Here is a 13,134-nt window from a genome sequence, read left to right as displayed (position 1 = left end):
TGTCATGGATTGCTCCACGATCGAAGAGAACCGGCCGCAACAGAGCATCGGTGCTTTCCGGCGTTTTGCCGGCTGGCTGGCGGGCAGCGCCGACCGTTTCTGCCGTCTGCCTCGGCTCGACTTTTCCGCCATGCCGGACCGCGTCAAGCGCGACCTCGGCTTTCTCGACGGGCGGGACCCTTACTACGAAGACGACCGCATGCGGTAGGCTGAAAGCGCCGTCAGGATTTCGGCGGCGCTCATGGCGGCGATCACTTCGGGGCGCTTGTCCCTGACCGCCGAGCCGCCGATCGGCAGCGTCAGCCGCTCCATCCAGCCACGCTCTCCGCCGCCTACGCGGGAAAGCCAGCTTGCGAAGGTGGCGCGCTTGGTCGCCGAGCCGATCATGCCGGTATAGGCAAGGTCACTCCTATCAAGCGCCTCGCGGGCGATGAGGAAATCCAGCGCGTGGTCGTGCGTCAGGATGACGACAGCGCCGCCGCCGCGAATATCCTTCACCAGCGCCTCCGGCATCGGCACGAGCCGGGTTTTCGTCTCAGCCGGCAGATTGGTCAATTCTTCCTGTCGCGTTTCGACGATCGTGACCGACAGCGGCAGCGGCGCAAGGGCTGCGGCAAGCGCCCGGCCGACATGGCCGGCACCGAAAAGATAGACCTCGGGCAGGCGCTCGATCTCGCCGGCAATCCTGGCTTCGAGTTCGTCTTTTACCGCCTGCGTCAGCCGGCGAAACCGCAACTGTGTGCGCCCGCCGCAGCACTGGCCGATTTCGGGGCCGAGCGGGATGTCCATCGCGGCGGTTCCGCCGGTTCCTGCGAGCATCTCCCGTGCATTCGCGATCGCCATGAATTCAAATTGCCCGCCGCCGATCGTGCCCCACAGCGCGGTCGGCGAGACGAGCATGTAGGCGCCGGCCTCGCGCGGGGTGGAGCCTTGCGCCCCGGTGATGTCGACGAGGATGCTGTCGGGGTTGGCGGTGAGGAAGGTGGGGAGGTCGGTCATGGAAAGATGGCCGATAGGTAAGCGGCTGTGATACCCCCCTCTGTCCTGCCGGACATCTCCCCCACAAGGGGGGAGATCGGCATCAGGCGCTGGCCTCCCAAGACACCGAAACGACAGCGTAAAAGCGGATTTTGATAATCCGATGCCAAGGCAATATGGGCGAAGGGCTGCGGTCTTGTCGATCTCCCCCCTCGTGGGGGAGATGTCCGGCAGGACAGAGGGGGGTGCCACCCGCGCCGCCGGTCCCGCTGACGCAATAAACCAGCCGAACGCCTTCTCATCCTAAACCCGCTTCATCCGCTCCACCGCCATCAGCACCCGCTCCGGCGTCGCCGGCGCGTCGAGCCCTGGGCAGACCTTGTAGTCCGCCACGCTGGCGACTGCCATCGATAACGCTTCCAGCACCGAGATCGCCAGCATGAAGGGCGGCTCTCCGACGGCCTTGGAGCGGCCGATGGTGGCCTCTGCGCTCTCCGACCATTCGGCAAGGCGGACGTTGAAGATCTTCGGGCGGTCGGAGGCGAGCGGGATCTTGTATGTTGAGGGCGCATGGGTGCGCAGCCGTCCCTTGTCATCCCACCAGAGTTCTTCCGTTGTCAGCCATCCCATGCCCTGGACGAAAGCGCCCTCGACCTGGCCGAGGTCGATTGCCGGGTTCAGCGAGCGGCCGACATCGTGGAGGATGTCGGTGCGGTCGATCAGGTACTCGCCGGTCAGCGTATCGATCGAAACCTCGGTGCAGGCGGCGCCATAGGCGAAATAATAGAAGGGCGTGCCGCGGCCGGCCTTGCGGTCCCAGTGGATCTTCGGCGTTTTGTAGAAGCCGGTGGCGGACAGCTGGACGCGGGCGAAATAGGCCTGCTTGATGAAATCAGGGAAGGGGATCTCGATTTCGCCGACGCGCACACGGTTCGGCAGGAAGACGACGTCGGAGGGCGCCACATCCCATTTTTCGGCGGCAAAGGCCACCAGTCGTTCCTTGATCTGGCGGGCGGCGTCATAAGCTGCCATGCCGTTCAGGTCCGAGCCGGAGGAGGCGGCGGTGGCCGAGGTGTTCGGCACCTTGGCCGTCGTCGTCGCGGTGATCTTCACCCGATCGATATCGACCTGAAAACTGTCGGCCAGCACCTGCGCCACCTTGGTATAAAGGCCCTGGCCCATTTCGGTGCCGCCATGGTTCAGATGGATCGACCCGTCCTGATAGATGTGGACGAGGGCGCCCGCCTGGTTGAAGGCGGTCATGGTGAAGGAGATGCCGAATTTGACCGGCGTCAGGGAGATGCCTTTTCTGATATAGCGGCTATCGCGGTTGAAGCCGATGACGGCATTGCGCCGCGCGCGGTATTCGGCAGTTTCCTCCAACTCCTCGACGATGCGGGCGATGATGTTGTCCTCGACCTCCTGGTGGTAGGGCGTCAGCGTGCGCCCGGAGCCCGGCTGGCCGTAGAAATTCAGCTTGCGGATATCGAGCGGGTCCTTGCCGAGGGCGTAAGCGATTTCCTCGATGAAGCGTTCAGCGCCGAGCATGCCCTGGGGTCCGCCGAAGCCGCGGAAGGCGGTGTTGGAGACGGTGTGCGTCTTCAACGGTTTCGACTGCAGATGTACATGCGGGTAGAAATAGCTGGAGTCGGCGTGGAACATGGCGCGGTCGGTCACCGGCCCCGAGAGATCGGAGGAGAAGCCGCAGCGCGCCGCGTAGGTCGCGTTAACCGCGTGGATGCGGCCTTCGGCATCGAAGCCTATTTCGTAGTCGACCAGGAAATCATGGCGCTTGCCGGTGGCGCTCATATCCTCGTCGCGGTCGGGGCGGAATTTGATGGCGCGGCCGAGCTTCTTGGCGGCGATCGCCGCAAGGGCTGCGAACTGGTTGCCCTGCGTCTCCTTGCCGCCGAAGCCGCCGCCCATGCGGCGCACGTTGACGGTGACCGCGTTCGACGGGATATCGAGCACGTGGCCGACAATGTGCTGGATCTCGCTCGGATGCTGGGTCGAGGACCAGACGGTGACCTCGTCGTCCTCGCCGGGGATCGCCACGGCGATATGGCCTTCGAGGTAGAAATGCTCCTGTCCGCCGATGCGCATCTGCCCTTTCAGACGCATTGGAGCATTCGGCATTTCCGTTTCCGGCTCGCCGCGCTGGAGCGTCATCGGGGTGATGACCAGCGGGCCCCCATTGGCGAGCGCGCCGTCGATATCGTGCCAGTGCGGCAGTTCGCGATAGTCGATCTTCGCCAGCCGGGCGGCGCGTCGCGCCGCGTCGCGTGTCTCGGCGATGACGGCAAAGATCGGCTGGCCGTGGAACTGAACTAAGGTTTCAGCAAGCAGCGGCTCGTCATGGCTGCCGTTAGAACTGGTGTCGTTGACGCCGGGCACGTCCTTGCCGGTGAAAACCCAGACGACGCCGGGATAGGCGGCGACAGCGGAAAGATCGATGCTGATGATTTCGGCATGCGCCCGATCGGAAAGGCCGAGTGCGCCGTGCAGCAGGCCGGCGGGTTCGGGAATATCGTCGATATAATCGGCACTTCCGGTGACATGTTTATGCGCTGAATCATGCCGCAGCGAGCCGTGCATGGGGCCCGATATGACGACCTTGGGGTTTTCGAAGGTGGACTTGTCCATTAGATGAGCCCTCCGCAGCCGGTGCTGCCCCTCATCCGGCTGCCGCCACCTTCTCCCCGTTCTGACGGGGAGAAAGGATATGCCGCACCGTATTTCCCTCTCTCAACCATCGCGCAGGGCACGCCCCCTCTCCCCGCAAGCGGAGAGGGGGTTAGGGTGAGGGGCAAAATGGTGGCGGCAGAAGGCCGGTTGGTGAAACAAACCATCACGCCACCTCCTCGAACCGCTTCAGTTCCGCCGGCGCTCCAACTGTCTCCAGATAAAACCGCGTCAGCAGGTTCTTTGCCGTCAGCTGCCGGTATTCCGCCGTGGCGCGCCAGTCGGTCAGCGGCTGGTAGTCGGCGTCAAACGCGGGGCGGGCGGCTTCGATCGTCGCTTCCGTCCATGGTTTGCCCATCAGTTCGGCTTCGACCGTGGGGGCGCGTTTCGGCGTTGCGGCCATGCCGCCGAAGGCGATGCGGATGTCCGTGACCACTTCCGCTTCATCGAGCGTCAGCAGGAAGGCGCCGAGCACGGCGGTGATATCCTCGTCGCGGCGCTTGGTGATCTTGTAGGCGGCAAAGCGGCTGGTTGTCTTGGGATAGGGCACGAAGACGCTCTCGACGAATTCGCCGGGCTTCCGATCCTGCTTGCCGTAGGCAATGAAAAAATCTTCGAGCGGCATTTTGCGCTGGCCTTCCAGGGAGCGCAGCGTCAGCGTTGCGCCCAGCGCGATCAGCGGCGGAGGGCTGTCGCCGATCGGCGAGCCGTTGGCGATATTGCCGCCGATCGTGCCCATGTTGCGCACCTGCTCGCCGCCGATGCGATCGATCAACCGCCCAAGCGCCGGGATCTTTTTCGAGATTGCGGCGAAGGCGCCGCTATAGCTGACCCCGGCGCCGATGGTGACGCCCTGCTCGCTTTCGGTGACCGACTGCAGTTCGCTCAAGTGATTGATGAAGACGACGGGGCTCAGCCGCCGCATCTGCTTCGTCACCCAGAGACCGACATCGGTCGAACCGGCGACGACGATCGCGTCGGGCTCCTGCGAGAGGACTTCGGTCAGCGCTTGAAGCGAAACCGGAATGATCAGCCGGTCTTCGTCCTTGGCAATCCTGATCGTGCTGCTTGTCTGTATTGCCCAGAGCCGAGCGACGATTTCCGAACGTGTCCGCTCCAGCGGGTCGAAGAGCGCGCTCGGCCGCATCAGGCTCACCTGCTCGGCGGCCTTGACGATCGGCTCGTAGCCGGTGCAGCGACAGAGATTGCCTTGCAGCGCCTTTTCGATCTCGCGGCGGCCGGGATTTTCCTTCGTCAGCCATAGGCCATAGAGCGACATGACGAAGCCCGGGGTGCAGAAGCCGCACTGCGAGCCATGACAATCGACCAATGCCTGCTGCACCGGATGCAATGCGCCGTCCCGGCCGGCCAAGTGCTCGACCGTCACCACATGGGTCGCATGCAGCGAGCCGATGAAACGGATGCAGGCATTGACGGATTCATAGGTGAGCTTGCCGTCGGCGAGCCGGCCGACGAGCACGGTGCAGGCGCCGCAATCGCCTTCCGCGCATCCTTCCTTGGTGCCCGTCAGGCGTCGCTTCAACCGCAGGAAATCGAGCAACGTCTCGGTCGGGCCGACATCGGCGAGCGCGATGTCCTCGCCATTCAGGATGAAGCGGATGCTGTCGTTCATGATATTCCCGGTTGTTTTTTCCAAATGGTTAAGCCGCAGTCCAGCCACCGTCAATCGAGATATGCGTTCCCGTCACCTGCCGGGCGGCGTCGCTGGCAAGGTAAAGCGACAGCGCGCCGATCTCCTCGGCCTTGACGAATTCACGCGTTGGCTGCGCCTTGAGGATGACCTCGCTCTTCACCTGTTCCTCGGTCATGCCGCGGGCCTTGGCGGTATCGGGTATCTGCTTCTCGACCAGCGGCGTCAGCACATAGCCGGGGCAGATGGCGTTGACCGTCACGCCGAATTCGGCAAGCTCCAGGGCGGCCGTCTTCGTCAGACCTAATATACCATGTTTTGCTGCGACATAGGCGCATTTGAAGGGAGAGGCGACGAGCCCGTGCGCCGAGGCGATGTTGATGATGCGGCCGTGCTTCTTCGCCTTCATCAGCGGGATGGCGGCGCGCATCGTGTGAAAGGAGCTCGACAGATTGATGGCGATGATCTGATCCCATTTCTCGATCGGGAAGTCCTCGATCTTTTCGACATGCTGGATGCCGGCATTGTTGACCAGGACATCGACGGTGCCGAAGGTCTTTGCCGCCGTTTCGATCAGGTCGGCGATCTCGGCGGGCTTGGTCATATCGGCCGGATGGTAGATCGCCCGGGCCTTGGATACTGATTCAAGCCGTGCGACGATCGCCTTGATTTCATCGGCATTTCCGAAACCGTTGATGACGACGTTGTCGCCGGTTTCGGCAAAGGCGGTGGCGATCGCAAGGCCGATGCCGCTGGTGGAACCGGTGACGACGACTGATCTGCTCATATTTTTCTCCTGACAGGCCGATGCTGCGTTGCAACGTTAGTGGCGAGGTTATGCCCAAAGCCGGCAGGCTGGCAATTCCGCTTTATTCGCTTTTCTCACCCGCATCCGTGTCTTATTGATTTGTCACGATAATCGACATGCTAGAGGAGGGAATTGCATGAGTGGATATGTTCTGGCGATCGATCAGGGAACGACATCGACGCGGGCGATCGTCTTCGACGGCGAAATGCATGTCGCCGGCAAGGGCCAGAAGGAATTCACTCAGATCTATCCGCGATCCGGCTGGGTCGAGCACGATCCCGAGGAAATCTGGGACTCGGTCGTCTCCACCGTCAACATGGCGCTGCGCGACGCCGGGATCACGGCCAAGGATATTGCCGCGCTCGGCATCACCAACCAGCGCGAGACGGTGGTCGTCTGGGAACGCGAGACCGGCCGGCCGATCCAGAACGCCATCGTCTGGCAGGACCGGCGCACGGCAAGCTATTGCGACAATCTGAAACGGCAGGATCTGGAGCGGTTGTTCACCAAGAAGACCGGCCTGATCCTCGACCCGTATTTTTCCGGCACCAAGCTTTCCTGGATGCTCGCCAACGTCAAGGGCGCCCGGGCGCGCGCCGCCAGGGGCGATCTCTGCTTCGGTACGATCGATACCTTCCTGATCTGGCGGCTGACCGGCGGCAAGAGCTTCGGCACCGACGCCACCAACGCCTCGCGCACGCTGATGTACAATATCGCCGAAAACGCCTGGGATGAGGATCTGCTCGATATTTTGCGCGTGCCGGCCGCCATGCTGCCTGAGGTGAAGGATTGCGCCTCCGATTTCGGCACGGTCGATCCTGATATCTTCGGCGCCGCGATCCCGATTCTCGGGGTTGCCGGCGACCAGCAGGCGGCGACCATCGGTCAGGCCTGTTTTGCACCGGGCATGCTGAAATCGACCTACGGCACCGGCTGTTTCGCTTTGCTCAACACCGGCGCCGATATGGTCCGTTCGAAAAACCGGCTGCTGACCACCATCGCCTATCGCCTGAACGGCGAGACGACCTATGCGCTTGAGGGGTCGATCTTCATCGCCGGCGCGGCGGTGCAATGGCTGCGGGACGGGCTCGGGATCATCGGCAGCGCCGCCGAGACCAATGCGCTTGCCGAAAAGGCCGATCCGACGCAGGAGGTCTATCTCGTGCCCGCCTTCACTGGGCTTGGCGCACCGCATTGGGATGCCAAGGCGCGCGGCGCGATCTTCGGGCTGACACGCAACAGCGGCCCGGCGGAACTGTCCAGGGCGGCACTCGAAGCTGTCTGCTACCAGACCCGCGATCTGCTCGACGCCATGCAGAAGGACTGGAAGAACGGTGGCGACGACACGGTGCTGCGCGTCGATGGCGGCATGGTCGCCTCCGACTGGACGATGCAGCGCCTGGCCGATCTGCTCGACGCCCCGGTCGACCGCCCGGTGATCCTGGAGACGACGGCGCTGGGTGCTGCCTGGCTTGCCGGCAGCCGGGCAGGGGTCTGGCCGGACAGGGACGGTTTTTCAGCGACATGGAAGCGGGACCGGCGGTTCGAGCCCGACATGGATGAGAAGGTGCGGGCGGCAAAGCTCAAGGGCTGGAAGAGCGCGGTCAGGCGGACGCTGAGCGAGGGGTGAGGAACGCGATGTAGGCCTAGGGTGTCTCCACGCAGCATCCGGCTATTTCTTCCGCCGGAGCGTTGCCGTGCTCCGGAAGATCACGAATCCTATCCAGAATTTTTTGATGCGGCCTGTCGGCTAAGCGGCTACTCCTTCGTCATTCGGAAAGAGGAGTGAGCAATGCTTTATGCAATCCTTTGTTACGCCCATGAGGAAACCGTCTTCGCCTGGACGAAGGAGGAAGAGGCCGCCGTCATGGAGAAGCTCTATGCCGTGCAGGAGCCGCTTGCCGCATCCGGCAAGCTCGGCCCCGTCGGCCGGCTGATGCCGACGACGGCTGCGACCACCGTGCGCAAGGGCAAGGACGAGCCTTTGGTCATCGACGGGCCTTTTGCGGAAACGAAAGAGGCGCTTCTCGGCTTCTACGTGGTCGACTTCGAAACGCTCGACGAGGCGGTCGCCTTCTCGAAACAGCTTTCCTCCGTCAATCCGGGTTCCACCTCTTACGAAATTCGGCCGTTCTACGTCTTCAGGCCGGGAGATGCTTCATCATGACAGACATTGCCTGGATCGACCTTGCCCTTGCCTCGGCCCGCCCGAAGGCGCTCGGTGCGCTGCTGCGCTATTTCCGCAATCTTGATACCGCGGAAGAGGCTTTTCAGGAGGCATGCCTGAGGGCGATCCGGACATGGCCGGAAAAAGGGCCGCCACGCGATCCCACAGCCTGGCTGATCTTCGTCGCCCGAAACAGCGGGATCGACGCGGTGCGCAAGCGGTCAAAGCTCCAGGCCCTGCCGGACGAGGATACGATCTCCGATACCGAGGATGCCGAAAGCGATATTGCCGAGCGGCTGGACGATTCCCACTATCGCGACGATATCCTGCGGCTTCTCTTCATCTGCTGCCATCCCGATCTGCCGGCGACCCAGCAGATCGCGCTGGCGCTGCGCATCGTTTCCGGTCTTTCGGTGACGCAGATCGCCCGCGCCTTCCTGGTGTCGGAAAGCGCCATGGAGCAACGCATCACCCGCGCCAAGGCACGCGTCGCCAAGGCCGGCGTGCCGTTCGAAACGCCGAGCGCTGAGGAAAGGGCCGAGCGTCTTACGATCGTCAGCACGATGATCTATCTCGTCTTCAACGAGGGCTACAGCCAGGCCGACCCGAAGCATGAGGCGGCCGCCTTCAGCGACGAGGCGATCCGGCTGGCACGGTTGATGCTGCATCTCTTTCCGTCCGAACCGGAGCTGATGGGGCTGCTGGCGCTGATGCTTCTGCAGATCTCGCGCCGGCCGGCGCGCTTCAGCGCGGAAGATGAAATCGTGCTGCTCGAAGATCAGGACCGCTCGCTCTGGAACCAGCCTTTCATCAACGAGGCCCTGGCGCTGCTCGACAAAGCGCTGCGACACCGCCGGCCCGGCCCGTATCAGCTTCAGGCGGCCATCGCCGCCATCCATTCCCGGGCGAAGCGCGCCGAAGACACCGACTGGGTGGAAATCGATCTGCTCTACCGCGCGCTGGAACGTGTGCAGCCTTCTCCTGTGGTGACACTCAATCGCGCGGTCGTTGTTTCCAAACTGCACGGGCCGCAGCAGGCGCTCGATCTGATCGATCCGCTGGGCGAAAAGCTCGGCGGCTATTTCTACTATCACGGCCTGCGGGGCGGGCTGCTGAAGCAGCTTGGCTTGACCGGCCAGGCGCGCGAAGCCTTCGACCGCGCCATCGCGCTTGCCCATTCGGCGGCGGAGGCCGCCCATATCCGCCGGCAGATCGACAAGATGCAGGAAGAGGCGACGCAGCCGGTCGCGAAATAATCAAGAAAAAATCGGCGCTTTGTCGGAACGGCGAACTTCGGCACGTCCTTGTAACAACCTGACAGAAACAGGTTTATTCAAATGGAGAGATGTTGAAATGACCGCCAGCACCCAACATGAACTCGTCCTCGTTCGCGAATTCGACGCCCCGCGCGAGAAAATCTACAAGGCGTGGACCGATCCCGATCTCATGAAGCAGTGGTTCGTTCCACGCCCCTGGGGTGTTGCGGAAGCAACGCTCGACGTTCGCCCCGGCGGTTCCAGCGTGATCGTCATGCAGGATCCCGAGGGCAATCGGTACCCGAACCGCGGCGTCTATCTCGAGATCATCGAGAACGAGAAGATCGTCTTCACCGATGCCTATACCAGCGCCTGGGTGCCTGCCGAAAAACCTTTCTTCACCGGCGTCATCCTGCTCGAAGACCTCGGCAATGGCCGCACGAAATATACCGCCAAGGCATTGCACTGGCGCGCGGAGGACAAGGAAACGCACGAGAAAATGGGCTTCCATGAAGGATGGGGCAAGGCCGCAGATCAGCTGGCGGAATTGCTGGCGAAGGCGCCGTCCTGACGCTTCAGTGCGAGTTGAGGTGGCTCGAAAGATGATTCCGCCGGCGCCTTCAAGTCGTTGAATTGAGAGTCGAATTGGGGGCTGAGCGTGGCCGTGTCTCTGTCGACGTCGGATGTGTCCTGTGCCAATCTGCAGAGATAAAGGATACGTCTACATCCTCGCATCTGGACGCAACGGCATGCTCTATACCGGCGTGACGCGGGACCGAGCCGGGCGGTTATACGAGCATCAGAATGAGCTGACGCCGGGCTTCACATCGAAATATGGCGTCAAGACGCTGGTGTGGCTTGAGGAGCATGATCTGCTGACGACAGCGATCACACGGGAGAAGACGATCAAGAAATGGCCGCGGCAGTGGAAGCTTAATCTGATCGAGCGGGATAATCCTGCGTGGGAGGATATTTCGTTTCATCTTCTCGGTCTGTGACGAGTGTCTCGTCGCGCGGACGCGCAACTGCTGGATTCCTGTGACGAGCACAGGAATGAGGGAGTTGTGCTTTGTATGATAGGCGATATGGGAGCACGGCGTGCACCCCTTGCTCCCTCATTCCTGTGCTCGTCACAGTCCAGCAGCGCCGTGTCTACGGCGCAAAGACTCTTACCACGCTGCAGAAAACATCACGCCACTATCGAAATTCTCGAACATTCCGTTCCAGAGTTTGTATTTGCGCTCGGTCTCGGCGATCCTTATCTCCTGGCGGAATTCAACAGGATGCCGACGATGGAACTGGGTCTTTATACGTTTGCGGATGTCAATCCCAATCCCTCCCGCAGCAAGGGTGCGGAAGGGGCCGAACGGCTGAAGCATCTGATCGAGGAGATCGAGCTTGCCGATCAGGTGGGGCTCGATGTCTTCGGGCTCGGCGAACATCATCGGCCGGATTATGCGGCGTCGGCGCCTGCCGTCGCGCTGGCGGCGGCGGCCGTCAAGACGAAAAACATCCGGCTGACCAGCGCCGTCACTGTGCTTTCCTCCGATGATCCGGTGCGCGTCTTCCAGCAGTTTTCGACGCTGGATCTAATTTCGAACGGCCGCGCCGAGATCATGGCGGGGCGCGGCTCCTTCATCGAGTCCTTCCCGCTGTTCGGCTACAATCTCGAGGACTACGACCAGCTTTTCGAAGAGAAGCTCGATCTGCTGCTGGCGTTGCGCGATGGCGAGACGGTCGACTGGAGCGGCGAGCTCCGCGCGCCGATCCGGGGGCGCGGCGTCTATCCCAAGCCTCTGCAGGATCCGTTGCCGTTGTGGATCGCCGTTGGCGGCACGCCGCAGTCGGTGGCGCGCGCCGGTGCGCTCGGCCTGCCGGTGGCGCTGGCGATCATCGGCGGCGAGCCGCGCCGGTTCGCGCCACTCTTCGATCTCTACCGGGAGGCCGCGCGCCGGGCAGGGCAGGATCAGGCCAAGCTGAAGACCAGCATCAATGTCCACGGCTTCATCGCCGATACGACAGAGGCGGCCGCCGAACAGTTTTACGGACCGCAGGCCGAAGTGATGAACCGCATCGGCCGCGAGCGCGGCTGGGGGCCGACGAGCCGGGCACAGTTCGATATGTCGCGCGGACCGAACGGTGCGCTCTTCGTTGGGGATCCCGAGGTGGTCGCCGAAAAGATTATCGCCCATCACGCACTCTTCAAGAACGACCGCTTCCTGCTGCAGATGGCGATCGGCCTGATGCCACATGCCGAGATCATGCGCGGCATCGAGCTCTACGGGACGAAAGTCGCGCCGATCGTCAGAAAGGCATTGACTGAAAGCGGCGAAGGGGCGAAAGCCACGGCCTAACCAAGGCGGCTGCGGTCGCCCCTGCGCAAAGCCGGAACAGACGAATGGTTATCGCAAACGACGACGAACTGACAAAGCTCAAGGAGATCGGCCGGATCTGCGCCAACGCCATCCAGGTGATGGCGGCGGCGATGGAGCCCGGCATGACGACGCTGGAGCTCGACCGGATCGGCCGTAAGGTGCTCGAGGATTCGGGCGCGCGCTCGGCGCCGGAGTTCTGCTACCAGTTTCCGGGGGCGACCTGCATCAGCGTCAATGAGGAAATCGCCCACGGCATTCCCGGGTCGCGCGTCATCCGCGCCGGCGACCTCGTCAACATCGACGTCTCGGCGGAGAAGGACGGCTTCTTTGCCGATACCGGCGCTTCCTTCGCGATGCCGCCGGTCAAGCCGAAGATCGACAAGCTCTGCCGTGACGGCAAGCGGGCGCTCTGGGTCGGGCTCAATCAGGTGAAATCGGGCGAGCCGTTGGCAAAGATCGGCACCGCCGTCGGCGCCTTCGCGCAGAAGAACCGCTATACGCTGGTCGCCAATCTGGCGAGCCACGGTGTCGGCCGCTCGCTTCACGAGGAGCCGGCCGAACTCTCGACCTGGCCGGACCCTTCGGAAAAACGCGTCATGACGGATGGGCTCGTCTTTACCGTCGAGCCTTTCCTGTCGCTCGGCGCGACCTGGGCGGAGGGCGGCGACGATGCATGGACGCTTTATGCCGATCCGAAGGCGCCGACCGTTCAATATGAACATACGGTTGTGGCAACGCGCAACGGGCCGGTGATTCTGACTTTGCCGGACGGGCGGGCGTAGGGAAACGCGCAGAGGCGGAGCTCCCTTACGTGCGGCATCCTCCGACGCTTCCTACGCCGAGGTGCGCAGCCCGTGGGGCGGAGCCTCGAATGATCATACTGCTACTTCGCTTCTTGCATTCATCCGGCATCAGTGCGCCCGCCCCGTCCTTCGAGGCCCCTGCGGGGCACCTCGGGATGAGGCTCTCTTGAGTGTAGGCGGCGGCATCTCAGGGGGCTTGAGTGTCGGCACGGCATCCTGCAACGCCCGCTACTACAAGCGCGGCATCCACCAACGTTCCTCATGCTGAGGTGCGCAGCCAGTAGGGCGGAGCCTCGAAGTACGCCACAACGTCGCTTCTTGCATTCATCCGGCATCGGTGCACCCGTCCCGTCCTTCGAGGCCCCTGCGGGGCGCTTCAGGATGAGGCCCTCTTGGGCACCAGTGCGGTATCCT

The 13,134-nt window shown here is 62.8% G+C and carries 12 protein-coding genes; 8 read left to right on the top strand and 4 right to left on the bottom strand.

The window, feature by feature from the left end:
* Window positions 1-4: 4 nt before the first annotated feature.
* Complete coding sequence (locus OS035_RS21435; RefSeq protein WP_097626561.1) at window positions 5-208, top strand: hypothetical protein; 204 nt, start codon at window positions 5-7, stop codon at window positions 206-208.
* Here OS035_RS21435 and xdhC read toward each other — a convergent pair.
* The 4 genes from xdhC to OS035_RS21415 form a co-directional block, all read right to left on the bottom strand.
* Window positions 184-999: a xanthine dehydrogenase accessory protein XdhC gene (gene xdhC, locus OS035_RS21430; RefSeq protein WP_097626563.1), complete on the bottom strand. Its 816-nt coding sequence runs from the start codon at window positions 997-999 to the stop codon at window positions 184-186. The two genes, OS035_RS21435 and xdhC, sit on opposite strands and share 25 nt — an antisense overlap.
* 282 nt (window positions 1,000-1,281) lie before the next feature.
* Entirely contained in the window at window positions 1,282-3,621 is a 2,340-nt protein-coding gene (gene xdhB, locus OS035_RS21425) for a xanthine dehydrogenase molybdopterin binding subunit (RefSeq protein WP_097626813.1), read from the bottom strand.
* Between the two features lie 205 nt (window positions 3,622-3,826).
* Window positions 3,827-5,293: a xanthine dehydrogenase small subunit gene (gene xdhA / locus OS035_RS21420; RefSeq protein ID WP_097626567.1), complete on the bottom strand. Its 1,467-nt coding sequence runs from the start codon at window positions 5,291-5,293 to the stop codon at window positions 3,827-3,829.
* A gap of 28 nt (window positions 5,294-5,321) precedes the next feature.
* Entirely contained in the window at window positions 5,322-6,098 is a 777-nt protein-coding gene (locus OS035_RS21415) for a 3-hydroxybutyrate dehydrogenase (RefSeq protein WP_097626569.1), read from the bottom strand.
* A gap of 157 nt (window positions 6,099-6,255) precedes the next feature.
* Between OS035_RS21415 and glpK the strand changes: the two genes are divergently transcribed.
* From glpK to map, 7 genes are all read left to right on the top strand, one after another.
* Window positions 6,256-7,749 (top strand): glycerol kinase GlpK, encoded by a 1,494-nt coding sequence (gene glpK, locus OS035_RS21410; protein WP_097626571.1) that lies wholly within the window; start codon window positions 6,256-6,258, stop codon window positions 7,747-7,749.
* 162 nt (window positions 7,750-7,911) lie between these two features.
* Window positions 7,912-8,286, top strand: a complete 375-nt coding sequence (locus tag OS035_RS21405) for a YciI family protein (protein ID WP_064840153.1) — start codon at window positions 7,912-7,914, stop codon at window positions 8,284-8,286.
* The gene (locus OS035_RS21400; RefSeq protein WP_183777574.1) at window positions 8,283-9,542 is read left to right on the top strand and encodes an RNA polymerase sigma factor; all 1,260 of its coding nucleotides are present in this window, start codon (window positions 8,283-8,285) and stop codon (window positions 9,540-9,542) included. The genes OS035_RS21405 and OS035_RS21400 overlap by 4 nt, the downstream gene beginning before the upstream one ends.
* Window positions 9,543-9,639: 97 nt before the next feature.
* Window positions 9,640-10,113, top strand: a complete 474-nt coding sequence (locus OS035_RS21395; RefSeq protein WP_097626577.1) for an SRPBCC family protein — start codon at window positions 9,640-9,642, stop codon at window positions 10,111-10,113.
* 112 nt (window positions 10,114-10,225) lie between these two features.
* The gene (locus OS035_RS21390) at window positions 10,226-10,540 is read left to right on the top strand and encodes a GIY-YIG nuclease family protein (protein WP_183777575.1); all 315 of its coding nucleotides are present in this window, start codon (window positions 10,226-10,228) and stop codon (window positions 10,538-10,540) included.
* 294 nt (window positions 10,541-10,834) lie between these two features.
* Entirely contained in the window at window positions 10,835-11,896 is a 1,062-nt protein-coding gene (locus OS035_RS21385; protein WP_331814057.1) for an LLM class flavin-dependent oxidoreductase, read from the top strand.
* 44 nt (window positions 11,897-11,940) lie between these two features.
* Window positions 11,941-12,699: a type I methionyl aminopeptidase gene (map, locus tag OS035_RS21380; protein ID WP_097626580.1), complete on the top strand. Its 759-nt coding sequence runs from the start codon at window positions 11,941-11,943 to the stop codon at window positions 12,697-12,699.
* Window positions 12,700-13,134: the final 435 nt, after the last annotated feature.

Origin of the sequence: Rhizobium sp. 268 (assembly GCF_036571585.1) — a bacterium.
Classification (GTDB): Bacteria; Pseudomonadota; Alphaproteobacteria; order Rhizobiales; family Rhizobiaceae; genus Rhizobium; species Rhizobium redzepovicii.
Note: the sequence above shows the minus strand (reverse complement) of the source record. Positions and strands in the feature narration are given on the sequence as shown.